The organism is Gemmata sp. SH-PL17 (genome assembly GCF_001610855.1).
Lineage (GTDB): Bacteria > Planctomycetota > Planctomycetia > Gemmatales > Gemmataceae > Gemmata > Gemmata massiliana.
The window spans coordinates 3,934,836-3,958,706 of the sequence record NZ_CP011271.1 but is presented as its reverse complement, the minus strand read 5'-3'; the positions used below and the strand labels follow the sequence as shown (position 1 = coordinate 3,958,706).

Here is a 23,871-nt window from a genome sequence, read left to right as displayed (position 1 = left end):
GGCTACCCCTGGAACTTGGAACACACGAGCCGGTACCGCTGCGGACCGCTGGCGTCACGGTCCCGGATGCCCACGATCTGTACCGTCCACTTCTCGCCCGCGTAGGTCACCCGGTCCTTGACCGCGGGGACGGTGCCGTTCAACTTTGCCGTCCACAGGTGGAAGACCGTCGCGTCCTTCTGCAAAAGCCCCTTACTTATGAACGCGCTGAGGGCGTCGAGGTCTTCCTTGGTCACGTCGTTGCGCTGGGCGTATTCGACGCTGGTCGGCGCGCTGTACGTGTTCTCGGTGAGGCGCGCCTCGTAGGTCACGGTGATCGGGTCGTCGATCAGAGCCCAGTCCCCGGACAGGTCCAGCGCCATCACAGCACCATCTTCGTGGACACGATGTAGGGTGCCTGAGCGTTCACGGTCTTCTGCAGGGCGTCGATGAGCTTTTGCAGGCCCTCGCGCCACTGGTTCCGGTCAACCCGCTTCCCGTCCAGTTCGTAGGACGGTTGCGGGTTCACCGAGTCCGCGGCGAGCGCGGCCGCGTACCCGGCGATGGTGGCGTTCAGGTTGTCGGCGACGGAAGGCATCACGAGACCTCGTCCGAAGTGCCACGCTGTCCACGAGTTAATTCATTAACCCCAGGGGTGCCGGGATCGATCACCTTTACTCTTTGGTGCCGCGGTACATGAACCGCGGCTCTTTCGTGAACGGAACTCCGTGTTCGCGGGCTACCCAGATGCCGACGATTTCCCGGCGCGCGTCCTCGCTCGAAAGCGGGGCGCTGTTGACCTGGAACGGGATGATCTGGCGGTACCGGAACGCGCGCTTCGGGTCGCCCATGTACCAGCGGGCCGGCGCGTTCGTGGTGGACACCCCGGCCGCGATGAGGCGGTTGTACCAGATGCGGCTCAGGATCACCGGGTTGATCGGCCGGATCAGGCTGCGCTGGGTCTGGGTCAGCGTGCTGCCCGCGTCGGTGGCGCGCCGGATGAACTCCGGGTACAGCACCGATTCCAGGTTCATCTGGCGCTGCGGCATCACGAGCAGTTGCGGGGCCGGTACGGTGATCTCGAACCCGGTCCCGGGGTCCGTGTTGCCTTCGAGGATCTGGAACCCGGTGTCGATGCTCGCGTAGTTCGTCAGCTCGTTGGTGGACGAGTTGACGTAGTTGTTCGGGATCTCACCCGCGGCCGCCAGGTACGTGTTGGCGGCGTTCCCGTCGCGGCTGTACGTGTTCGTCACGCCCAGCACGCAGTCGGCCTGCCGGACCTCTTTGTTGCGCGCGACCGCGGTTCCGGCGTTCTTGCAGGCCGATTCCAGCATGTCGGTGCGGTCGTAGATGAACGTCTTCTCGTTGATCTGGATGACGTTCCCGTAGCGCTGGTTGTCCGGCACCTCGACGTAGGTTTCCTTCAGGCCCACCGTCGGGAATGGCTCCCCGTCCAGTAGGTCACCGGACACGTTCCCGTCGTTCATGACGCCGATCATCTTCCCGCCGTTGACGCGCTCCTGCTTCACTTCCATGAGCGAGTCGCCGATGAACTCGGGCGCCGTGTACGCCTCCATCGTGAGCGCATCGACCAGGCCCGCGACGGTATCGGTGAACGCACTGATCTTCGCGAAGTGCGATGGCAGCACGACCGCGCCTTCGGCCTCGGAGAACGAGCCGTACTGTTCCCGGAGCGCGAACGCCCGGCGGATGTCCGATCCCCCGACCTCGCGCCCGAGGAACGCGATCGCGATTTCGCGCGCGTCCAGTTGCAGCGGGTCGATGAGGCGTTCGGCGCGGTTGAGGAACGGCGAACCGTTGTCGTCCTCGGTGATGCCGAACATCTCGCGCAACTGCCCGCGGTATCCCGCCAGGCCGCGCCCTTCGTTCATGTTCTGCTCAAGGATCTGCTTGAGCTTGTGGGCCAGGTGAGCCATCGCGGAAGTACCTCGGAGCGGTGTGTTGGTTGAACAAGTGTCGAAACTGGAATTCCAGTCTCGGTAGTTGTGCGGTTACGCCATCGTCTGCGGGCCGGCGTGCGTGGTCGTAAGGGTGCCGGCCAGCTCGAAGAACAACTCGGTGGCGCCCACTTCGGCGCGCCGGCTGAGCCGCCCGATCGCGAGGTTCGCGGTGGCGACGATCTCAACGATCTGGTCCGCCAGTCCGTCGGCCCCGCCCGCGCCAGTCCCAGCCATGCCGACGTAGGCACCCGGATCGGACGCGGAACCGAGCGCGGCGCACGGGTACTTGAACTCCCCGCGGCTCGCGATAAGCACGTCGCGCGTGTCACCCGCGAGCTTGGCGTCCATCGCCACGCCCAGGAACACGTCGTGCCCGGCCTCCTGGTTCTGCGCCTTGGTGCCCGCGTCGGCGAGCGCGCTGGCGGGGCTCGCCTTGTTGGAGGCGAGGATGAGGAAGTCGCCGGCGTAGATTGCACTGGCGACGGTACCGGAGACGCGCTTCGGTTGCGGCATGCCGCTGATGAGGCGTCCGGCGTTGCTGTACTTCGCGTCTGCCACGGTTCGTCTCCAGGAGCGTGAACGGGGTTATGTGGTCAGTTACCAACGAGATGTTAATAACTGGTTCGGTGTTACTTCCGCAGCCACTTCTTGAGCGCGGCCTTGTCCTTCGGTGGCGCGTCCAGTTGCGTCTGCGTCGTGTCGGTCTGCTCCTGGAGCGTGGTCGCCTGCGATTGCGCGCTGGTGACGTACTTCTTCGGCTTCTGTTGAAGGGACGCGACGGTCTTGGTGAGGTTCGACACCTGTTCGGTGAGCGCCTTGATCGGGTCGGTTTCGGTCTGCTCCTTCACCGGCGTGGCGGGTACAACGGGTGCAGCTGCCGCAGCGCCACTCAGCGTTTGCAACTTCGCCTTCTTGCCCGCGGTGTCCAGTGCCTCGTCGTTGAGCACGGCCAGTACCGACTGCTCGAACTCGTCGGTCACCTGGGTGACGTCCGTTTGTTCGCGCAGCGAGGTCGCGGTCGCGGGATCGGACACGAGGTCCACCGAGTCCACCTTGTCAATTTTGGTCACGACTTTGACGCCCTCTTTTAGGTGCCAGTGGCCGTCCGCGACGTGCGACAGGCCGAAAAAGTTGAGGCCGCGCTCCATGTCTTCCTTGAGCATGGCGGTGATCTGTGCCTGCGATTCCAGGTACACCAGGTCCCCGCGCAGCTCCTTCTTGCCGGGCTCGAACCGGACGTTCTTGAGCCGGCCGAAGCGCTCGGTTGCGGGCCGGTGCTTGACCTTCTCGCCGGCGTGCGAGATGTAGACCGCCTTGCCCTCGTAGAGCGAGACGGCGCCCTTCATCGCGTCCTCGGTGTAGAACCGCTTGTTGCGGCTCTTCTGCCCGAGGATCTTCACGTTCGGCAGTACACCGTTGGCCGGGGCCTGTTTGTCTTCCCACAGCGTGGTTTCAACGAGCTGGCCCATTACGCGGCGCTCCCTTGTTCGCGCTTCATCTGGCCGCCCGCGGTCTGCGGTTGCTTGGCGGCCAGGTCCGCGGCGTGTTCGGCGGCCTGCTCCTCGGGCGACGGTCCGGCCGCGGCGAAGTTGGCTTGCTCTTTTTCCCAATCCAGGCCTTCTTCCGCGCTGATCGTCTGCGGGCTCTTGATCTTCGCCTTCCGCAGGATCTCGTTGCGCTGTGCCTCGTCGAGCTTCTGGCGCACGACGGGAACCGTGTAATTCACGTGCAGGTCGATCTGGTCGAGCACGTCCACCGGTACGTTGTCCCGCTCCTGCTCCGCGGCGATCTCGATCACCGCCGTGAGCACGTCGTCCACGTACTCGGCCAGCACCGACTGTTCGCCCTCGACGAGCTTGATAAACGGGCTTTCGGCGGTCAGGCTGGAGGCGTAAGACGACGCGGTCGAGTCCCCGGAGATGAGCCAGTACGGCGCTTCGAGCGCGGCCGCGGTTGCTTCGAGGGAGAGTTTGACGCTGATCGCCGCTGCATCGGCGTTGGGCGACGGGGGCGGTGGTTGGTACTCGAGGCCTTCGGGGATGTCTTGAACGGTGCCGGGTTCGATCTGCTGGTATACGACGTCCCGCGTGCCGTTCTGGGTCGAAACCGTGACGGTACCTGAAGCGCTTTCCGCCTGAAGCCCGCGGACCGTGCCGACCGGGGCCTGCGCGAATTGGCGAACGTAAGCGATGCTCGCCCGGACCTTCTCGCCCTCGCGCGAAGCGTGGCGCAACTTGTCGCCGCCTTGGAGCTCGTCCATGCACGAGGTGAGCGCCGGCAGCCCGCGCTTCTGGTTCAGGTTCGTTCCGCGCTTCAGGTGGAAGACGAACTGTGCGGGGATGCGGCGCTCGGTGTTCGTCGCGTAGTCCCGCACGTTGTACGCCACGGGCACGCCGGGCCGGTCCGGGTTCGTCAGGATGCCCCAGGACCAAGGCCCCTCGAACGACTGGCCCTCGGGCGGAACAATCGAGTCCGGCTCGATGAACTTGAGCGCGGTGATGCCGTCGTCCATAGGCGTGAGCTGGATGAAGCACTCGCCGTCGGTCAGGTACCGACGGTAGATCTCGCGCTCCACGATCTTCCAGCGGCACGCCTTCTTGAACTCGTCGAGCAGCGCGCGGATGGCCTTTGCCAGTTGCTCCGGGGGCTCTTTCTCCGGCTCAGTGCTCTGAACGTCCTGCGCGCTGCCGCACCCGATGACGTAGCGGCCCATGCCGTTGATGCCACCGGAAGCGTTCGGGTTCCGTTCGTAGAGGAATCGCGAGACGTGCCGGACGCGGTTCAGTTCCTGCAGCGTGCGAACGGTCTGCAGTTTGTCCGGGAACAGCTCCGGACCCCAGACCGGGGTGAGTGGGCGGCCGTTCCACGTGTTGAGTTCGTAATCCGAGACGGGCGTGCCGTAGATGTCCGACTGGGACGCCTCTTTCAGCGTCCCGCGGAACCAGTTGACCGGGTTGAGCTTGGCCCAGAACGACATGGGACACGTGCCCTGTTGCGCGCGGTAATACTGGATGCTACGCCGTTGCGCGTCGGAGCGCAAGTGCGGGCGGCTACGTCCGGAGTACCTTGGTTTCGCCGGGCCGCTTTGTGCCGGTGAGGAGGAGATTGAGGGCTTGGGTAGCCATGCTGACCGCGTCGGGGCCGTCGTCGTGCGCGCCGTTGGGGATCTCCTTCATCTGCTGAAGGGTCAACTTGTTCGACACGGTCTGCCCGACGAAGTGCAGGCGCTTCTGCGCGAGGAGCGGCCCCAGGTCCACCTGAATGCGCGCGTGCTTACTCTGGTCCGAGGGTGTCATGTGCAGGTCGATCGGCACATCCAGGCCCGCGGCGCTGAGCCGCTCCTGGATCGCGAGCCCGACGGCCTCCTGGAACTGGTTCGACTCGATGATGAACCGCCGGTACGGGCGCCCCTCGCGCTTAGCGGCGCCCACAATCGCCACCGCTCGGGCGTACAGTGCGGGGAGCGGCTCGCGCGCGAGGTGCATCGTGGCGAAAAGGTGCCGGTCGGAAAACAGCGATAGGTCACAGAACGCGCCATAGTCGCCGGCCTTGCCCGTCTTACTCTTGCTCGGGTCAAGGCTCAACACACGGAATTGCTCGACGTTCCGCGACGTGAACGGTAGCTCCTCGGCCCACATCCACGGGCCGAAATACTCGTCGGGGAAGGCGCGCAAGGAGCCGTCGCCCGTCGGCGAGCAGTTGTACAGCGCGTCCCAGATGTGCGACTGGCCGCGCAGCTCGAACGCGCGCTTCTTCGCCTCGTACCAGTCCTGACTGTACTTCGAGAGGAACAGCCCCTCGCCCTCGGCGCGCCCGAGCGCGTCGTCGGCCTCCGCGATCGCCGGGAACCGCAGCCGCACCCACTGGTCCGCTTCGTTCGCCAGGAGCCGGCCGAACAGGTCGTCCGGGTGCCAGGGCGTACCGATCAGCACCACGAACCCGTCGGGCGTGAGGCGCGTTTCGGCCGCGGCGCTGTACGTGTCCCAAACTTTATCTCTTATTCGTATGCTTCCACTATCTTCGCTGCCCTTGAATGGATCGTCGATGAGAATACCGGTCGCGGCGCGCCCGGTCACAGTGCCCTGGATACTAGCGCTGTACATGTGCCCGTCGGACGTGGTGCGCCAGTTGTTCTTCGCGTTCGAGTCGCGGCGCACCTGGAGCCGCCCGGACGGGTCGATGTGGTCGCGGAACTCGTTGACATAGTCCCGCGCCACGCTCCCGTGGCCGGACGCGAGTTCGCTGCCGTAAGAGAGCAGCATGAGCTTCGCGCTCGGGTCCTGCGCGAAGACGATCGGGGGGAACAGCCGGGACGCGATGAGGCTCTTAGCGTGTTGCGGCGGGGTCTGGATCATCAAACGGCGACACGGCTGCCCGTTCGGAAGCGTCAGTTGCTTCGCCAGGAGCTTCAACAGGTTCCCCTGGAGCGCGTGGTGGAACTTCGCCCACTTGTAGTGCGGGTGCGTCAGCCGCGCCAGAGCCAAGGGCGTGAGACACTTCATCGCAAATCTCGTCGAGCGCGAGTGCGGCCGCCAGAACCTTCGGGTCCGAGAGCGCGGGCGGCGGGGACGTGGCGGAGGAACTGGTGACGGACACTTCGCGCGGGAGCAGGCGGCCGAGCAGTCGCGCGAACTCCACCGGGTTCGTCTGGCCGAGCTTCACGAGCCAGCGGACGCCACCGAGCTTGCCGAATGCGGCGAGCACGGCCTCGCGGACGGTCCCGGTGAACTTGTTCGGGGTGCCCTTCTTGCGGCCCTTACCGGCGTTGGGCGGTTTGGGTTTGGTCACAGCAGATCTCACCAGTGTGCTGATTATGCGGCCAACTTGGTGCGGGGCCGGCCGCCCGCGTGACTCGGCTGCGGGATGATACCGAGGCCCTTGAGGTGCGCAATCGTGTCGCTCACGTCGCGGCCGGGGACACCAGAGCGGTAATGGGCCTGGAACGCGCGGTAGGCATGCGACGCGGCGCTAATGGCGTCGTCGTTGGACCCGTACTTTGACTCCGCAAAAGTACCAAGGTTAACGAAACCCACGGGCCTACCGAGCCAGTAGCGCGCCTGGTAGACCCCGCGCTTGACGTAGCGGACACCGGTCGGGTAGTCGCGGCGCCATTTGCGCTTGGTCGGAACGGGGGTAACGGCCTGATCGTCCGCCAGGGACCACGTGCTGTAGTCGTAAGGACTCGGGATGGTGGCCGAGAGCGGCGTCGGCTCGCTGTCACTTTCTTGGCGCGAGTAACTCAGGTGAACGACCGGAACGCGCTGGTATCGATCAGCCCGCAGAGTACCGGCGAATCCGTTGGAGAATGTTTTCTCGCGCTGTTCTAGTGCGTATCGCAACATGCCGGTGTAGGTGTACGTCAGAAACGGCACGCCGCGCGAAGGGTCATAGTTCCGGGCGTAAACGCAAAGCTCGAGAAAGAGGTCGGAGCAGACGTCGGCACGGAGGTGCTTGCAGTTCCGGCACACGCTCCGCGCGATCTGTCGGGCCATCGGCAAGAACTGCTCGACCAGCGCGCGCTGCTCGTCGGTGAGTCGCTTCATCGTGGTCTCAAAAGCGAGGGGCGTAAAGTCACGATAGCGCTCCGGAAGGAGGAGCGCAACAGGGGAGGGACTGGGGTACTGAACCAGGGGGTACCCCACCCCTGGCACCACACCACCACTACACTACATATATTATTATATTATATATATTATATAAGCAAGTTGATAGGCGGAGGAGGGACTAGTGGAGTGGTGGGGTACCGGCTGGGGTATGGGGTGTGGTGTGTCGAGTACCCCAGTCCCTATTCGTCGCCCCGGAAGTCGGGTAATTCCGGTCGCGGCTTCCAGGTATGGCAGGGACCGGGACCGGACCACCAAGCGCCGGGTGTGTACACGGAATTACTGTGAGAAATGACCCCTTCCTCCTTGAGCCGGGCCTTGGCGAATTTGAGGTTGTCGAATGTGTAGCCCTCGGCGCGCCCGGCCTCGGCGATCTCACTGGAGGGGTAAGCGTACTTCTGCAGGAAGTTCCGGAGCCACTCTTTGCACCGGTCGAGCTTGGTTTGGCCATTATCCGATCCGGTGCCCGACTCCTTGCGGGTTGGGGGCTTCATCGCCTGATTGGGATCGACGGTGCGAGGTGGGTCGAATTTGACGCGGCGCAATTGAGAGCGAAGTGTCTGCCGATCGGTGGCATTAAGATGGTGGCACTCGGGAGCTGCAAAAAAAGCATCCATTTCAGCATCGGTGAGCGGAACGAGGGAAAAGGGGATCGTGGAACGGTCGAACCCGGGCAGGTTCTCTTTGACGGGCATGAAGAGCCTCCTACTAGAATCTTCGGGATCTTCAGAGACGGCATACGCTGCACGAACCGTGTCACGGTAAGCGGCACTCCCCGCGAAGCGGTCAACGGCGTCGCCAGTGGACTTATTGAGGTGCGCGATCATCACGATCGTGACGCCTTTGGATTCTGCCAACTCACTCAAGGGATCAAGTACTAATCGCAACTCACTCGCACGATGGTCATCGACCTTGGCGCGGCCCACATAGGACGCGATCGGATCGAAGATAACGAGCTTAATGTCGGGGGACTGTTCGAGTCGTTCGCGGAGAACTCGGATGTGATCCGGGGTGAGCATGAACTCGGATTTGCAAGGGCCGCGCTCGACACCGTCGACAAAGGCAACGCGAAGCAAATCGGCTTGGGCCGCAAGAAGCCCCGGAAGCGCGGTATCGTCGGCACCGTCTTCCGAGGCGAAGAAGAGCACCTTCGCGCGAACGGGATCAGGATAGGAGAGACCGAGCGCACAGCGGCCCGCGGAGATGTCGGCCGCGATCGCGCGCCAGAGCGTGCTCTTTCCGCTACCGCCGCGCGCGCCACAGAGAATGAGCTTGCCAAGGGGAATACGGCCCGGGACAAGGTACTGCATGGTCTGTATCCTCCTGCCAGCAAAAGGAATGACATTAAGAGCAAGCTTGGGCACGGCCGCAGGTTCGTCGGGGCGATGAAGTTTCACCTCGGGCCTCGGCTGCGCGAGTCTTGCTGACACCTCGTCGCGAATATTCATGATGAGCGGGTCTTCGTTATGGCCCCGACGTGCGAAGCCAGTTGAAGGAGGGCGTCTTCGAGTTCCTTGATGCGGATCTCTTGTGATGCGAGTTGATCGCGAAACGCGGGGTACAAATACAGTTCGAGCGCCGCCGGAGACCACATCTTTGCGAAACGGAGGTCCATCAGGAGCGCGTTCGCGCGGTGATGCTGGAACGACACGATGTCGGCCTGGCACTTGTCCCGCCGAAGTTCGGCCCTAGCGCGCTCGGTTGCGGTGCCGTTGATGAGCGCAACGTGGTGGTCGCGGTTCGCGTCGTCGAACGCGAGGAGCAACTTCGCGTAGGTCGAGAACGGCTCGCCAAGGGCCTCGATCCCATCGACATCGCCACACGGTGGAGGCGACGAAGGGGCGGAATCCGTTGCGACTTGAGCGAGCCGTACCACGATTGAACTCTGCCTGGGGTGTGAGTCAGGATGAAACGAGCGAATCAGTTCGCGCCGAGGAGAGCGCCCAATTCAGCGCTAGCGGCTGCCTGGGCGCGAGTGCGCTGCGCGGGAGTCTCGCGATTGCGGATCTGACCCGAGACCGGAGGAGTCTCGTTCTGCGCCGCGATAAAGCGGATGACGGCCTGTTTGGAGGTGACGATCGAACCGGCCAGCCGGATGTGCTCGAGGTGAAGGCGGGTACCGTCGGGTAAGACGATCCCGTCAAGGCAGTGGCGGCGAACGGTCGCGTAATTGGTTTTGCGGCCGTAAAGTTTGGCCGCGTCCTTCATGCTGATAAGCCCCTCGTCGGTGAGAGCCTCGACGAGTTCAGCAAGTGGCTTGATAAGTTGTTGCCGGTGAAGTGTAGTAGCATCGACTTTCAATCCATCCATGTCGGCAATAATCAACTCGGCCTTGGCGGACATAAAGAGCCTCCTGTGTTGAGACACATCATTTATGCACGCTTATCGGCGCTGGGCAAGTACCGTGGAAGTGCTGCGAAGTGCTAGTAAGCACTGTTAGTCACGAGGAGCAGCAAATGTGAAGAGATGGCCGAGATATGACACGGTGCGACAGGATACACATCATCGCGACACAATGGAGCGTAATAGAGGCGTCAAGAAACGCAAAGGCGGCATGATGTTAATTCAAGTGCCTATCCAGTAGCTATTCAGTCGGTGAGAGCGCCCCAACACGGGCGCCCTCTATGGTCCGCCTACGGCCTCACAACCGGAGTATTCGGACCAAGATTTTTTTGGAATGTTTGGCGACCGCGAGTGGTCAACCCACTTCGCGGGCCACCTGTAGCGCTCGTGCCAGATCGCGCTCTGCGTAAACCTGAGTCACGTCCGCGCGCGAGTGCCCGAGCAGAACCTGTGCGGCCTCGAGCCCGTGGTCCCGGCGCACCTCGGTCGCGAACAAGTGCCGGATCATATTGGGCGCGAAGCGCGGAACCCCGGCCCGATCGCACGCGCGGCGGACGTTGTTCGCGAGAACGGTCGTCGTGTAGTAGGCGCGCGGGGCCTGAACCTTGCGATTCTTGACGCGCGGTTGGGACCGCCAGACCTTCTTCCGCGCCGCGGTGCGCGCGGCCTGGCGCTCGGTTTCGGCGACGGCGGGGTTGAACAAGGGCAGGTTCACGGACCAGGAGTGGACCCGAAGGAACTCCTCCAACACGGCGCGAGCCCGCGGGCCAATGACGATCACCCGCTCACGATCGCGGTGGCGTGTCTTGTGCTGGCTGGGTCGGAAGAGCCACACGCCCTGCTCTTCTACGATCTGGTCCATTGAGAGCATGCACGCTTCGCCGGGCCTGCACCCCGTGTAAAGCTGGAACTGGACCAGCGCGCGAACGTGGTCGTTCATGAACGGCAGCGCGGCTTCGACGTGCGCGAGTCGGGCCGGCTTAACCGGCGGGCTCTCTTTGGCCTTCGTGCGGCCGCGCTGCAGGCCCTGAAGGGCGCGCAGGGCCTGATAGGTGGTGACGGGCACCAGTTCCTTGGACACGCCCCATTTGAAGACTCGCCGGATGCGCTCGACGCGGCGGTTGACGAGGGCGCGGGCCCAACCCGCTTCGACCATCTTGTGGCGCACCGCTTCGAGTGCGAGCGGGCCAAACTCGACCGCGGGTTTGGCCCCGTACAGTTCGTGGGCGAAGCGGATCGCGTACTTGAACTCGCGGACCTCGCCCGTGACGGTGCCGTCGGCGCGCCGGTAGTGGAGCTGGGCGTGCTTGAAGAACGCGAGACAGAGTTCGTCGAGCGTAACGAGCTTGGGCGCGCGGTGCGGGGCCGATGCGGCGAGTGCGGAACCGGTCGCGAGTTCGGCCAGGATCCGCGCGAACTCGCTGCGGCTTTCCGGCGAGCCGTATTTGCCGAGACTGACCCACTTGCCGTTGACCCAGCAGCGGGCCAGGCCTGTGGTTCCGTGGAGTTTGTAGGTGGGGATCTGGTTCTTGGGTCGGGCCAAGAGAGCGCTCCTACGAGGTTTACGGGAGGAGTCCCGTTAACTCGACTCTGGAGGTTGCTCCCCGGAACGCCCGGAGGTTAGCCGAAACGCTTCAACCGCGAGGGTTTATACCACACGGGCGCGCGGGGCGCAAGTGAAGTAGTGACCGTGGAAGGAACGGGCACACGTCCGCGCGCCGACCACAACCGGTAAGGACTTGGACAAGATGCCGCCGGATGAATTGGCGGCACACCTGGCAAAATTTCGGAGCCTGCTCGCGAAGTAGCAGTGCCTGCGACCTGATTTACTTCTTCCCGGGAGTGCCGCCCGGAATTGCGGGCGGCAATCGCTTCACGTCCCTGGCGTAGAGCGCCTTCATCTCATCGAGTGCGCCCTTGTGCTTCGCGTCTGTAGCGAGGTTGTGTTCTTCGAGCGGGTCGTTCTTCAGGTCGAAGAGTTCCGTGTACTCCGGCTCGTCCGGGTAAACGACGTACTTCCAGCGCTCGGTGCGAACGCCCTCCGTCCGCGGGATCGTGTTGTTCGGGTCTTTCGAGTGGAAGTAGTGGTGCTCGTAGAAGAAGTGCGTGCGCCATTCCGGTTTCTCGTCCGCAACGAGCGGTTTCAGACTCGTGCCGTCCATCTCCTTGGGAACCGCAACGCCCGCGTAGCTCAGAATCGTGGGCGCGATGTCGATGTTCAGCACCATCTCGTCGCGCATCGCGCCGCGGGGAGTTTTCGGTAAGCGCGGATCGGACACGATGAGCGGGACGCGGATCGACTCCTCGTACATCAGCCACTTGTGATTGAACCCGCGCTCGCCGAGAAAGAAGCCGTTGTCCGAGGTGTAAATCAGGACGGTGTTGTCCGCTCGCTTCTTGTCCGCGAGCGTGCTCGTAACGACACCCACCGAGCGGTCCACGCCCGCGATGCACCGCCAGTACTGTTTCACGAACTCTTGGTATTTATCGGGTGTGGGAAAGTCTCGCACGGCGCGCACGCGGTTCAGGCTCGTTTTGAGGAACCCGGGGAGTTGCTCGTAGAACTTCGCGTCCGCGGTCTTCGGCGGAGTGATTTTCACGTCCTTGAACAGCTCCGCGTCGCGCGGATCAGGTTCGTAAGGCTCGTGCGGCGACTTGTACAGCAAGATGAGACAGAACGGCGTATCGGCCGGCGTGTCCGCGATGAACTTCGCTGCTTGATTTGCGAGGTACGCGGAGTTGTGGACCTTCTCGCCGTCCACCGTGTGGAAGAACTCGCCTTGCCCGCCCCACGCATCCCAGAAATCGAAGTGCTCCTTCGGGGGCGGGCCGCCGATGCCCCACTTCCCAACAATGCCCACCCGATACCCCGCTTGCTTCAACAAAGTCGGGAATGTCGTCGCGAACACGTCCTTGTTGAACGCGGTGTTGAAGTCTGGCACCTTGTGGTTGCGCGCGAGCCGCCCGCTAATGATGCTCGCGCGGCTGATGCAACAAATGGACGTGGTGACGAACCCGTTCGTGAACCGCGTACCGTTCGCCGCAATCCGGTCGATGTTGGGCGTCTTGAGAACCTGGTGGCCGTAGCAACTGAGGGCGTCGGCGCGCTGGTCGTCCGTTACGAACAACACGAAACTTGGTTTGTCCGCAGCAAACACCGGCGATGCCAGGAGCACGACCGCGAGCGTGACGAAGTACCGCATCGTTACTCTCACATGAACTGCCGTAATTCAGGACCGACTCGGCGTCACGCGAATGCGCCCCGCGCCCGGTCCCGTAATCTTCCCCACCACCGCACTCACGAGCGTTCCGGCCTCGGTCAGCGCCCGCGTGACGTCGTCCACAATGACTTCCGGTACCGCGGCGAGCAGCCCGCCCGACGTTTGCGCGTCGCACAGCAAGAGCTGTTGTTCCGGCGAGACACCGGGAGCGAACTCGACCCAATCCGCGAGGAACTTGGCGTTCGCGCGGGTTCCGCCCGGCGCGATGCCGACACTCACGTATTCGCGCGCGGCGTCGAGCACCGGCACGCGAGCGGCCCAGACCTCGGCGGTCACTGCACTCGCGGCCGTTACGTTCCGCAGGTGGCCGAGCAGCCCGAAACCGGTCACATCAGTGAGCGCGTGAACCTCGAACCGCGTCAGCACCTCGGCCGCAGCACGGTTCAACGTCGTCATCACGCGAATCGCTTCGGTGATGGCGGATTTCGCGTCCTGGTCGTTCTTGGCCGCGGTCGAAATGATGCCGAGGCCGAGCGGCTTGGTGAGAACGAGCACGTCACCGGGTTTGGCGCCCGCGTTACTCAACACGCGGTTCGGGTGAACCGTGCCGACGACCGCCAGTCCGAAAATCGGCTCTTCACTTTTGATCGTGTGCCCGCCGACGATGGCGATACCGGCCTCGGCCGCGATCTCGGCCGCGCCCGCCAGTATCTCCCCGAGCACCGCGGCCGGCAGCGCGTCTGGAAACCCGACGATACTGAGCGCCGAGAGCGGCTTCCCGCCCATCGCGTACACGTCGGACAGCGCGTTCGCGGCGGCGACCCGACCGAAATCGCGCGGACCGTCCACAATGGGCGTAAAAAAATCGGTGGTGAGCACTAACGCGAGATCGTCCGACATCTTGTAGATGGCCGCGTCATCGGCGGTAGAACTGCCAACGAGCACGTTCGGATCGGTGATCGGCGGGAGCAGTCCCAGAAGCGGGAGCAAGAACCCCGGCGGGTGCTTGGCCGCGCACCCGGCCCGCTTTGCCAATTTCGTCAACCGGATCGGTTCAGAAGTGCTCACACTCAACTCCGTGGTGACGAACTCAAGGCTCGCTCGGTTCGGGCGTCACAGATCGCGTACACGGACCAACCCGGGGCCGTGCGTGTCCGGTGCAGTCGTGAACTCACCGCGCTCCAGTTCGTGGGAGAACTGCGTGAGCCACTCCGTCAGACTCTCCGCCACGACAAAGCGTTCTGCTTCGTCGTGGTACCAGTAAATGACCTGACCGACGTGGCCCCGCTTCAACGGTATCAGGTCCAGACAGTGCAAGTCGCCCGCGGAGTCCCGTGTAAGGGGAATCCACTTCGCGTTCCACCAGTCCTTACGAATCGGGCCGCGCGGCCTGCCTTTGACTTCAGCGAACTCGCCGCGCAAGTCGTGTAACGTGTTCCAGTAATCGGTCACGTCGGCCAGGCTGTGCCAACGGTGGCCGTAAAGGAATGAGGGGGCGCACTTGAGATCGGGCCAGTAGCTCACCGGCGTGGGGATGACGCGCTGCCCGTCGTGAATGCGGTAGCACGCCTTCACGTCGTCCGGTAGCACGACACCCATTTCGGTTTCGGCCCGCTGGAATTGCTCGTCGGTCGCGGGTGGACCGAGGCTCGCCAGCACGACGGGTGCGTGCGCGGCGAGCCACTGGTGAATGCGGTCCCAAGCCGATTCGAGATCGCCCATAGCGCAATCTCCGTGCAGAACGAGCGGCGCGAAGTACCGCGCCGCTCGGTAGGAAGTTATCAATCCAACGGGCGCGGGTACCGCCCGCCGCGGTCGTCACGGCCACCGCGCCCACGGTCGTCGCGCGGCGGGACGCGGCCGGCGGTCAGCTTCGGCAGCGGTGCGGGCGGCAGGAGCCGCACCTCGTTCCCGTTGTGGTCGAAGCACCGTACCGACATCAGGTCCGGGGACACCCCGGGCTGCCCGGTGATCTGCACTTCGAGTTTCCCGCGCTCTTCCAAAGCCGCGATCTCCTTGCGGCGCTTGTTCAGCAAGTAGTTCGCGGCATCGACGTGGACGCCGACCTGCACCACCTGGACCGCCGGGGCGCGGTGCGCGGCGAGGTGCAGCAGGCGCATCACCTCGATCGCGAGGCTCTCGCTCGTCTTCACGAACCCGTTCGAGCGGCAGTGCGGGCAGTCCGAGAAGATGCTCCGCTTCAGGCTCGGGCGGATGCGCTGCCGGGTCATCTCGATGAGGCCGAACTGCGAGATGCGCAGGATTTTGGTTCTAGCGCGGTCGCGCCGGAGCGCTTCGCGGAAGGCGTCTTCCACCTTGCGCCGGTGCGACTCGCTCCGCATGTCGATGAAGTCGTTCACGATCACGCCGCCGAGGTCGCGCAGGCGCAGTTGCCGCGCGATCTCCTTCGCCGCGTGCAGGTTCATCTGGAACGCGGTCTCCTCGGCGTTGTTGTCCGCGCGGAAGTTCCCGCTGTTCACGTCGATCGCGACGAGCGCCTCGGTCTGTTCGATGACCAGCGACCCGCCGAGCGGCATCTCGATCCGCTTCTGGTGGATCTTCGCGATCTCGTCCTCGATCGCGTACCGGTGGAACAGCGGTTCCGTGTGGTCAAAGTGTTTGATGCGGTTCGCGAACTTGGGCATCACGATTTGTAGGAACTCACTCGCGTGCCCGTATGCGGTCGCCTCGTCCACCCAGATCGTATCGATGTCGCTGGTAAAGATGTCGCGTATGGTCCGCGTAATCATGTCCGATTCGCGGTAGATCTCGACCGGCCCCGCGACGCGCTTGAGGCGCTTCACCACCACCTGCCACAGCCGCAGCAGGTACGCGAGGTCGTTCTGCAGTTCCTTCGCGTCGCGGTCGACGGCCGCGGTGCGGACGATGAACCCGACGCCCTTGGGCGGCGCGAGCGTGGTCATGATCTCGCGGAGTCGGCGCCGCGCGTCGTGGTCCTCGATCTTGCGCGACACGCCGACGCGGTTCAGGCTCGGCATCAGCACGAGGTAGCGCCCGGCGATGCTGACGTAGGTGCTCAGCGTCGGCCCCTTCGTGCCGACCGCTTCCTTGATGACCTGAACGATGACTTCTTGGCCGCGCTTGAAGATTTCCTGGATCGGCGGCTTCGGCAGGCCGCGATCGCGCCCGCCCTTCGGTCCACCCGGACCGCCCTTGAACCCGCCCGCGCCGCGCGGGCCGCGATCGGGTCCGCGGTCCCGGTCGCCGCGCGGACCGCCCCGCCCGCGATCATCGCGCCCGCCGCGAGAACCCCCGCGCCCGCGGTCCCGATCCCCGCGCCCGCCGCGCCCGCGATCGTTATCGCGGCGCGGACCGGAATCGAAATCGTCGTTGAACCCGCGCCCGGTGACTTCGGCTTCCGCCGGTTCTTCGGCTTCGTGCGCGAAGTCACGGGCCTCTTGCTCGGCGGCCTCGGCCGGCTCCACGTCGTCACTGAACCGCTCGACCGGTTCTGCGTCTTCGGCGACTTCGCCGCCCTCATCGGACCGGGACGCATTGGCAAAGCGGTCGTTGGGCGCGTCCGGGTCGAAGTCGGCTGTTCCGCCGTCATCGAAGAACGGCTTGATCTCACCTTCGTCGTCACCGGCCGCGGTCCGGCGCTCGGCCCCGCCCATGTACTTCGGCTTGTCGTCCGATACGTCGCCGTCGGCCTCGCCCTCGCCCTCTTTCTTTTTCGGGCGCCGGGTGCGCGGCTTCGGCTTGCTCTCGCTCGTGTCCTCCGCCGCGTCTTCTGCCTTCTTCCGGCGCGTCCGCGGCTTCTTCGCTTCCGGCTCAGCGACCTCGATCGGCGCCACGGCGTCACCGCCCTCGATCGCGTCAATGGCCTCGGCTACCTCAGAAGAAACAGTCGTCGCTTCCGGCCCTTCGGGGGCCACGGATTCGACCGGGCGCCGGGGTTCCGCCCTCCGCGTCGGAGGAAGTTCCACATCCGTGATCCCGGCGCCGAATTCGTCGTCTTCGGCCGGTGCTTGAACAACCGGTTTGGGCGCTTCGACGCGCGGCGGTTCCGCGCGCTTCGGTTGCGGCGCGGGAGCTTTTGCCACAGGTGCGGGAACGTCTTCCAACCCGGACGCGAACCCGTCGTCATCGTCGTCCGAAACGAACGCCTCTGCGGGTACCTCGACCGTTTCGACTTCAACCGCTTCGACCTCGACTTCCACCGCGTCCGTCTCGACCGCCTCTAGTTCAGCGACCTCGCCCTCGTCGCCCTCCTCGGACACGACCTCGGCCACCGGCACTTCGTCTTCGATCCCGGAGGCAAAGTCCGGTTCCTCAATGAACTCGTCGCTCCTTGCCGCGCTCGGCGCGGGTTCCAACCACGACGTCATCTCGCGCGGCGGCTTCGCCCCGCGATCGCGGCCCCCACGCCCCCCCGGTCGCGGCCCCCACGCCCCCGCCGCTGCTGCTCCCGCCACCGTACTCGCGGTCCAGTTCGGCCTCGTACTCGGCGAGATCGGCCTTCGAGAGCAGGTGCTTGTAGTACGCGGGGTCCACGTCGGAGACGTGCAGGAACCCGTTGCGCCCGATACCGAAGTCCACGAACGCGGCCTGGATGCTCGGTTCGATGTTGACGATGCGGCCCTTGTAGATGTTCCCGACGTAGCTCTCCTGACTCGCCCGTTCGACGTAGAGTTCTTCGAGAACCCCGTCCTCCACGATGGCGATCCGGCACTCCTCCTGCTGGAGGACGTTAATCAACATTTCTTTTTTCATTACGGGATCTCGTGTCTCGTTGTGTTCCGTTATTCGACGACCGGGCCGTTGGGCGACGCGCCCCACCCGGCTTCGAGAGGTTGTTGGTTCGCTTCTTCGTCCAGCCGCGCGGCGAGCGCGGCCGCTTCCGCACCGGTCAGCGGGACGCTGTCGGCGGGACCGTCCGGTGGCTCGTCCGTGCCGGTACCGAACGCCCCGGTCGGACCGGTCTGGAGAGGACCGTCCGCCGAGTTGTGGGCAGAATCAATCGTCGCTACTTCGTCGCGAATCTCGACGACGGTCCGCTCGAGGACCGCGCCGTTGTCGATCAGGTCTTCGATGTGCAGGAGCCTCAGCAACTCGTCCGCACGGGCCGAACCGGTCTGCGTGACCCACAGATCGAGGTGGAGAACCGGGTGAGAATCCACCCGCGCGTTAACACTCGCGGTTCGCCCAATGGCATCCGACACCAGCTCCCCCTTCCCTTCAGGGAGGGGGTTGCAGGGGGAACCCACGGGGGGCCCCCCTCACAAGAGGCGAGGGGGGCCAGGGGGGTAGGTCGTTTTTCGACGCTCACGTTCCGGAAATACGGCCGAATGTTCAGGCGTTTGGGGCTCGGGCGCAGGCGCTCGACCCACACCTTCGGTTCGGCCATGAGCTTGGCAACCGCGGCTTCGACGTCGGCCACGCGGTCAGCGGGGAGCGGCAGTTCGTATACCACGCGCCGGACGCGGGCGGTCGCCTTCATCGGCACCGGAGCAACGCGGGTAAAAACGAGACCGGTGGGGGCTTGTGCGTTGAGTGCGGAAAAAAGCTGATCGGAATCGCGCGGTTCGGTGAGTTCGAGTTCCACAACCTCGTCGCAGCCGACCACCCCGAGCGGGAGCGAAAGGGCGAACACGAGGCGCGGGGTGGGGTGGAAGCCGGCCGTAGACTTGAACGGCACGGCGGCCCGACGGAGCATCCGCTCGGAGCACCGCATCAGGTCGTGGTGACTCACCAGCCGGAGCGTGCCCGACTTGGTGAACCGGAAACGGAATTTGTCGCCGAGCATTGAAACCGGCTTCGCCGGACGTTCCGGATCTCAAGTAACCGAACTACCGAACGGAAGAACCGGAACCTGGTGGCCCGGCTTCAGCTCGGTACTCGGAACGTGAAATCGGAACGCGGCCGAAACCCCTCCCAGCTCCCCTTCGGCGAGTACACGAGCCGGGACCGGACGAAGTGCGGTGGGCCGCGAAAAGCAAAACGGACCGGCGCAAAATGAAAGGCGGAGCCGACACGCGCCCCGCCCCTAACATTGTGCGATGGTCCGTGTTCACGTTTCGCTTTCTGACTTCGTCTCGCCCCTGCTCGCGGGAGTGATGGAACGGACCGGTCACGGCGGTTTGAGTGCCCCGCAGTTCGACCGAAAACCCCGCCCTCAATCAACCCCCTCCGAGGGGAGAATTTTGCGTAAGTAATCGCGTAAGTAGCTGCTCACCTGGCTGGCAGTTTCCATACTCAGGGCGCGGTCCGCGACGTCTTTGGCCTCAGCGACCCTCAGTTCGCGGATCACCCGTTTGATTTCGGGGATCTTGCGAGGCGTCGCGCTCAGTTGTCGCAAACCCAGGCCAACCAGGAGGGGGACGTAGAGCGGTTCCCCGCTCATTTCCCCGCACACGTTCACCTCGAACGGGCGCTTGCTCTGTTCCTTTTGGGCCGCCTGCACCACTATCCGGATCAGCCGCAGAACGGCCGGGTCCGTCGGGTTGTACAAGTTGGCCACGTGTTCGTTGTTTCGGTCCGCCGCGAGCGTGTATTGGACCAGGTCGTTCGTTCCGATGGAGAAGAAATCGACCTCGCGGGCGAGCACGTCCGCCAACAGTGCGGCGGACGGCACCTCGATCATTGTACCGACCGGCACATCAGATTTGAAGGGGATTCCGGCGTCCTCTAAATCCTCTTTTACGTCGTTGAGCAGCGCCTTGCACTGGCGCAACTCGTCGATGGTACTGATCATCGGGAACATGACGCGCACGTCGCCGTGAAGGGCCGCGCGCAGGATGGCCCGGAGTTGGGTCTTGAACAGGTCGCGGTCGTACAGGCACAGTCGGACGCTGCGCAGCCCGAGGAACGGGTTCTTCTCCCCCGCGACGGCCCCGGACACGCTCGAAAACTTGTCGGCCCCGAGGTCGAGCGTGCGGATCACGACCGGGCGGTTCGGCCCGAGCGTGTTCACGACCGACGTGTACGCGGCGAAGTGCTCCTCTTCCGTCGGGTGCGACGACTTGTTGAGGTACAGGAACTCCGTCCGGTACAGCCCGACCCCCTCCGCACCGCGGTCGAGGCAGTGCGCGGCCTCCGGTGCCAGTTCGATGTTCCCGAGGAGGCGGATCGCGACCGGCACGTCGTCGCGGGTGACGGACGGCTTGTCGCGCAGGTGCTCGTACCGGTCCGGGCGGGAGAGCAGGCGGGCGCGCTTCAGTTCGTACCGGGCGAGCGTGTCCTCGTCCGGGTCGATGATGAGCACGCCCTCGCCGCCGTCCACGATCACGGTGTCGCGCCCGGACACGTCCGTGAGGAACCGGCCGATGCCCACGACGGCGGGGATCTCGAGCGCCCCGGCGAGGATCGCGGTGTGGCTGGTGTTCCCGCCGCTCTCGGTCGCGAACGCGCGCACGGTGCGCGGCCCGAAGTCGGCGGTGTCCGAGGGCATCAGGTCGTTGGCCAGCACCACGACCGGTTCGGTCAGGTTGCCGAACGGGTCGGTCGGGTGCCCCAAGAGGGCCGCGAGCACCTGGCGCTCGAGGTCGATGAACTCGGTCGCACGGCGCCGCGCCTCCGCCGCGCCGTGGTCCCCGAGGCGCCGCCCGTAGTCCTCCAGCCGGCGCACGAAGTCGCGGATGACGCGGCTGACGGCGTACTCCGCCGAGTAGCTCTCCGAGCGGATGCGGGCCTCGATCTGCGTCCGGACGACGCGGTCCTCGAGCATCGACTGCTGGGCGGCGTAGATGTTGCCCAGGGCCGGGCCGAGCCGCGCGGTCATGCGCTCGCGGTCGTCCCGGGCCACGGCCGCGGTTTCTTCCAGGGCGCGCCCCAGGCGCGCGATCTCCCCCTCGACCTGGTCCGGGGGCACGGTCCGGTGCGGGATGAGGACGCCCTCGGTATCCAGCACGAGGGCCGGACCGATGGCGACGCCGGGGGAGACTCCGATGCCGTACCTGTATTCCATTCGCCGGAACGTCCGGTTGCCCATTTTTGAGGGGGCGGCGCGCGGGTCGGGCGGACCCGCGCGCCGTGTTCGGTCCGACCCGCCGTCAGATCGTGTAATCCTCGCCGCCGGGCGAGGCCAACACTTCCACGAGCGGGTCCACGGCTTTCAAAGAGTCCGGCCCGTCGACCTCGAGGACCACTTCGGCGTCCTGCATCGCGACGAGCATGATCAGATCCCAGAGGCTCTTCCCGTCGGCCCGGGCGTCACCGTTCCACACGGTCACGGTACAAGCGTACTGGCGCGCGGTCCGCGAGAACCGGTCCGCGACCCGGTGGTGCAGGCCGAGCGGGTTCACGATGCGCACGACCCGGCGGACCGGACCGGAACCCGTGGACATCGTATTCTCCGAACCGATCGAGAGGTCGGTGTCCGGGGGCGGCGCGGGCGCACAGGCGCCCGGCGGGAGCGCCTCCCGCGGCCCTGGCCCGTTTCCACCCGCCCGACCGGTCATTAGTGCCCCTCGCTCGATTCGCAAAATCACTCCCACCGACACCGCCGCGGTTACCACCCGGGCGCCGCGGACTCCAGCAGCGCCCAGATCTCTTCTCGGGTCTGACACGCCCGCAGTTGCCGGACGAAGTCGTCGTTTCGCATGGTGCGCACGACCGCTTCGAGCGCCCGGAGGTGGTCCCCGGGGCGGTCCTGCGGCGACACGAGCAGAATGAACACGTACACCGGCTCGCCGTCGAGACTGTCGAACGGCAGCCCGTCGCGCGAGAGGGCGAGCGTGCCAATGAGCCGGTCCGCGGCCGGGTGGCGGGAGTGGGGGATGGCAATGTGCCGGCCGATGCCGGTGGTGCCGAGGTCCTCGCGCCGGAGCACCGCGCGCACGATTTCGTCCACGTCGGTCGCGCGGAAGTGCCCGGCCGCGTGCAGCGCGCCGACCATCTCCCGGATGACCGTTTCCTTCACCGCCCGCACGGTAGCCGCGTCGCGCGCATCGCCCTGGGGCGCCGGGGCCGAAGGGCCGGGCGCCGCCAGGGACGGGATGATCGCGTCGCGGACGATAAAGTTGCACAGGCGCATGTAGACCTCTCTCCCTCGTGTCCCTCACCGTGGGCGCTGGGGCGCAACCGCCCCGCGCCGCACCGCCCGCTCCGTTACTGCCCGCCGCGCAAGTTGTTCCCGCCGTGGTCCGGGTCACGGCGGTGGTCCTGGATCTTCTCTTTGTAGTGCGTGATCTGCTGCTTAATGTGGGCCACGGCCTTGTTGAACGCGGTGAACACGTCACCGTCTTCGTCGGTCGCCACGAACTCGTGCTTGTGCTCGGCGGTCGCCAGGATCTCGACCTTCAATTTGCCACTGGGAGTTTTGTGCAGATCGACCGTGACCTCGATCATCGTCAGCCGGTTGAAAAAGTGGAGCAGTTTCTCCCCCTTTTCTTTGAGCTGACTTTGGATGTCGTCTCCCAAGTGCCCGTGGCGGGCGGAAACTTTAACCTGCACGGAATACCTCACTCTCAGCGGGGCCGCACGACGGGCGTTGCCGGCGGTACTGGAAACCTAAAGAGGGATTCAACCCCTCGAACGTCCGACCGGAAAAATTGTATCCCACTCGCGGAGAAAGTGGCAAAATTCGCGGTTCAAGTTCGGAATCGGGACCGCGTTTGGCGCGGAACGGGTGATTTTTGCGCTGACACCATAGCCCGGAACTACTCTTTTCCGATCCGCACGCGCACACGCTGCCCTACCAGCAATCCCTCGGTGGGGCCGTCGAGCACGACCAGACACTCGACCGTCCGCACGTCGTTCACCTCACCCGGCTCGAACAGCGAGCTGCGTTTGCGCGCGACGAACGCCCCGACCCGCTGAACGCGCCCGGTCCACGCCGACGAATCGGCTCGCGTGTCGTCGGTCACGGTCGCGCGCATGTTTGGTTTCACCCGCCCGAGGAACTCTTGTTCGAGTTCCGCCCGGACCACCAGCGCGCCGTCGGGCCGGAACACCAGCGCTGGCTGTAACCCGCCGGGCACCGCGGACTCACCCGCCGACACGTTCACGCGGAGCACCGAACCGTTCACCGGCGCGACGAGCACGCAATCGCGGACCGCTTTTTCGGCTTGTTTGAGTGCGATTTGCGCGAGCGTTTTCTTCGCCTCGGCCGCGCGCACGCGCAAGTTCGGGTTGAGCGCCGTCAGTTCCGCGAGGCGGTCACTTTCGATCGTTTCAAGGCGCTCGAATTGGCGCACCTCGGCCTCGGCCGCAGTCAGTTCGCCCTCGGTCACGGTACCGAACGTCTTCGCGGTCCGGCGCTCGGCGAGCAACTTGCGGGCGGTGGCGGTGCGGTCTTGTGCTGCGGCGATCGCGGTCTTCTGAGCGGCGATCCGCGTCGGGTGTAGTTTCGCCTCGGTTGCGCTGGATTCGATATCAATCTCGGCGGCACTAAGAGCCGCTTTTGCTTCGTCCACACGCAGTTGCAGCGATTCATCGTCGAGTCGCAGAAGGGGCTTCCCGGCCGGGACCGTTTGTCCCTCGGTTACCAGCACCGCAACCACTTTCCCGGGCGCTGCGGGATCAAGCCCCGCAGCCGGAAGCAGTCCGTCCACGCGCCCGGAACACACGACGTCGAGTTCCGCGAGTGCCGGAAGCGGCGCATTGGCGTCCCCTTTGGGGCGCGCCACCCACCACACGATCGCGGCGATCGGCACAAGCAAGAACAGCGCCGCGAAAATCGCCCCGCGCGCCGAAAATCGCTGTTCGGACATGGGTTACCCTCGCCACCGACCGCCGGTGGATTCGATTGTAACCAGCGAGAAGCCGCTTCGCCCACACGCAACCGGACCAAGTTCACACAGA

The 23,871-nt window shown here is 64.9% G+C and carries 24 protein-coding genes and 1 pseudogene; all 25 read right to left on the bottom strand.

Features of this window, described 5'->3' with window-relative positions; translation table 11 throughout:
- Positions 1 to 2 precede the first annotated feature (2 nt).
- The gene (locus VT84_RS16545) at positions 3 to 365 is read right to left on the bottom strand and encodes a hypothetical protein (RefSeq protein WP_157469545.1); all 363 of its coding nucleotides are present in this window, start codon (positions 363 to 365) and stop codon (positions 3 to 5) included.
- Complete coding sequence (locus VT84_RS16540; protein WP_082840308.1) at positions 362 to 577, bottom strand: hypothetical protein; 216 nt, start codon at positions 575 to 577, stop codon at positions 362 to 364. The genes VT84_RS16545 and VT84_RS16540 overlap by 4 nt, the downstream gene beginning before the upstream one ends.
- A 76-nt stretch (positions 578 to 653) precedes the next feature.
- Complete coding sequence (locus VT84_RS16535) at positions 654 to 1,916, bottom strand: hypothetical protein (RefSeq protein ID WP_082840307.1); 1,263 nt, start codon at positions 1,914 to 1,916, stop codon at positions 654 to 656.
- Between the two features lie 75 nt (positions 1,917 to 1,991).
- Complete coding sequence (locus VT84_RS16530) at positions 1,992 to 2,498, bottom strand: hypothetical protein (protein ID WP_082840306.1); 507 nt, start codon at positions 2,496 to 2,498, stop codon at positions 1,992 to 1,994.
- Positions 2,499 to 2,569: 71 nt separating this feature from the next.
- Positions 2,570 to 3,409, bottom strand: coding sequence for a hypothetical protein (locus VT84_RS16525; RefSeq protein ID WP_082840305.1), 840 nt, complete (start codon positions 3,407 to 3,409; stop codon positions 2,570 to 2,572).
- Entirely contained in the window at positions 3,409 to 4,917 is a 1,509-nt protein-coding gene (locus tag VT84_RS16520; protein WP_082840304.1) for a phage portal protein, read from the bottom strand. The genes VT84_RS16525 and VT84_RS16520 overlap by 1 nt, the downstream gene beginning before the upstream one ends.
- Before the next feature lie 73 nt (positions 4,918 to 4,990).
- Positions 4,991 to 6,295: a terminase large subunit domain-containing protein gene (locus tag VT84_RS16515; RefSeq protein WP_082840303.1), complete on the bottom strand. Its 1,305-nt coding sequence runs from the start codon at positions 6,293 to 6,295 to the stop codon at positions 4,991 to 4,993.
- Positions 6,267 to 6,728, bottom strand: coding sequence for a hypothetical protein (locus tag VT84_RS40885; RefSeq protein ID WP_082840302.1), 462 nt, complete (start codon positions 6,726 to 6,728; stop codon positions 6,267 to 6,269). The genes VT84_RS16515 and VT84_RS40885 overlap by 29 nt, the downstream gene beginning before the upstream one ends.
- A gap of 23 nt (positions 6,729 to 6,751) precedes the next feature.
- On the bottom strand, positions 6,752 to 7,483 hold the full coding sequence (locus VT84_RS16505; RefSeq protein ID WP_082840301.1) for a sigma factor: 732 nt from the start codon (positions 7,481 to 7,483) through the stop codon (positions 6,752 to 6,754).
- Between the two features lie 242 nt (positions 7,484 to 7,725).
- Positions 7,726 to 8,991 (bottom strand): AAA family ATPase, encoded by a 1,266-nt coding sequence (locus VT84_RS16500; protein WP_082840300.1) that lies wholly within the window; start codon positions 8,989 to 8,991, stop codon positions 7,726 to 7,728.
- The gene (locus VT84_RS16495) at positions 8,988 to 9,419 is read right to left on the bottom strand and encodes a hypothetical protein (protein WP_082840299.1); all 432 of its coding nucleotides are present in this window, start codon (positions 9,417 to 9,419) and stop codon (positions 8,988 to 8,990) included. Before VT84_RS16495 ends, VT84_RS16500 begins: the two co-directional genes overlap by 4 nt.
- Before the next feature lie 44 nt (positions 9,420 to 9,463).
- Entirely contained in the window at positions 9,464 to 9,886 is a 423-nt protein-coding gene (locus VT84_RS16490) for a hypothetical protein (RefSeq protein ID WP_082840298.1), read from the bottom strand.
- Between the two features lie 355 nt (positions 9,887 to 10,241).
- The gene (locus tag VT84_RS16485; RefSeq protein WP_082840297.1) at positions 10,242 to 11,429 is read right to left on the bottom strand and encodes a tyrosine-type recombinase/integrase; all 1,188 of its coding nucleotides are present in this window, start codon (positions 11,427 to 11,429) and stop codon (positions 10,242 to 10,244) included.
- A 283-nt stretch (positions 11,430 to 11,712) separates the two neighbouring features.
- Positions 11,713 to 13,089 carry a sulfatase gene (locus tag VT84_RS16480; RefSeq protein WP_082840296.1) on the bottom strand — a complete coding sequence of 459 codons (1,377 nt, stop codon included), beginning with the start codon at positions 13,087 to 13,089 and terminating at the stop codon, positions 11,713 to 11,715.
- 27 nt (positions 13,090 to 13,116) lie between these two features.
- Entirely contained in the window at positions 13,117 to 14,175 is a 1,059-nt protein-coding gene (gene selD, locus VT84_RS16475; RefSeq protein WP_052561713.1) for a selenide, water dikinase SelD, read from the bottom strand.
- 45 nt (positions 14,176 to 14,220) lie between these two features.
- Positions 14,221 to 14,829, bottom strand: coding sequence for an SMI1/KNR4 family protein (locus VT84_RS16470; RefSeq protein WP_082840295.1), 609 nt, complete (start codon positions 14,827 to 14,829; stop codon positions 14,221 to 14,223).
- Positions 14,830 to 14,888: 59 nt separating this feature from the next.
- Positions 14,889 to 17,456 carry an Rne/Rng family ribonuclease gene (locus VT84_RS16465; protein ID WP_204249772.1) on the bottom strand — a complete coding sequence of 856 codons (2,568 nt, stop codon included), beginning with the start codon at positions 17,454 to 17,456 and terminating at the stop codon, positions 14,889 to 14,891.
- 156 nt (positions 17,457 to 17,612) lie between these two features.
- Positions 17,613 to 17,841 (bottom strand): annotated as a pseudogene (locus VT84_RS42285) (S1 RNA-binding domain-containing protein); the annotation flags it as partial.
- Between the two features lie 29 nt (positions 17,842 to 17,870).
- Entirely contained in the window at positions 17,871 to 18,179 is a 309-nt protein-coding gene (locus VT84_RS16455; protein ID WP_052561706.1) for a hypothetical protein, read from the bottom strand.
- A complete protein-coding gene (locus VT84_RS16450; protein WP_082840293.1) occupies positions 18,173 to 18,874 on the bottom strand; it encodes a TIGR03936 family radical SAM-associated protein in 702 nt (233 codons plus the stop codon). Before VT84_RS16450 ends, VT84_RS16455 begins: the two co-directional genes overlap by 7 nt.
- 369 nt (positions 18,875 to 19,243) lie before the next feature.
- A complete protein-coding gene (ptsP, locus tag VT84_RS16445) occupies positions 19,244 to 21,034 on the bottom strand; it encodes a phosphoenolpyruvate--protein phosphotransferase (protein WP_052561702.1) in 1,791 nt (596 codons plus the stop codon).
- A gap of 85 nt (positions 21,035 to 21,119) precedes the next feature.
- Complete coding sequence (locus VT84_RS16440) at positions 21,120 to 21,413, bottom strand: HPr family phosphocarrier protein (RefSeq protein WP_162271728.1); 294 nt, start codon at positions 21,411 to 21,413, stop codon at positions 21,120 to 21,122.
- 164 nt (positions 21,414 to 21,577) lie between these two features.
- Positions 21,578 to 22,102: a PTS sugar transporter subunit IIA gene (locus VT84_RS16435; RefSeq protein WP_052561698.1), complete on the bottom strand. Its 525-nt coding sequence runs from the start codon at positions 22,100 to 22,102 to the stop codon at positions 21,578 to 21,580.
- Between the two features lie 74 nt (positions 22,103 to 22,176).
- Positions 22,177 to 22,521, bottom strand: coding sequence for a ribosome hibernation-promoting factor, HPF/YfiA family (gene hpf / locus VT84_RS16430; RefSeq protein WP_052561696.1), 345 nt, complete (start codon positions 22,519 to 22,521; stop codon positions 22,177 to 22,179).
- 206 nt (positions 22,522 to 22,727) lie between these two features.
- Entirely contained in the window at positions 22,728 to 23,780 is a 1,053-nt protein-coding gene (locus tag VT84_RS16425) for an HlyD family secretion protein (RefSeq protein ID WP_082840291.1), read from the bottom strand.
- Between the last annotated feature and the right edge of the window lie 91 nt (positions 23,781 to 23,871).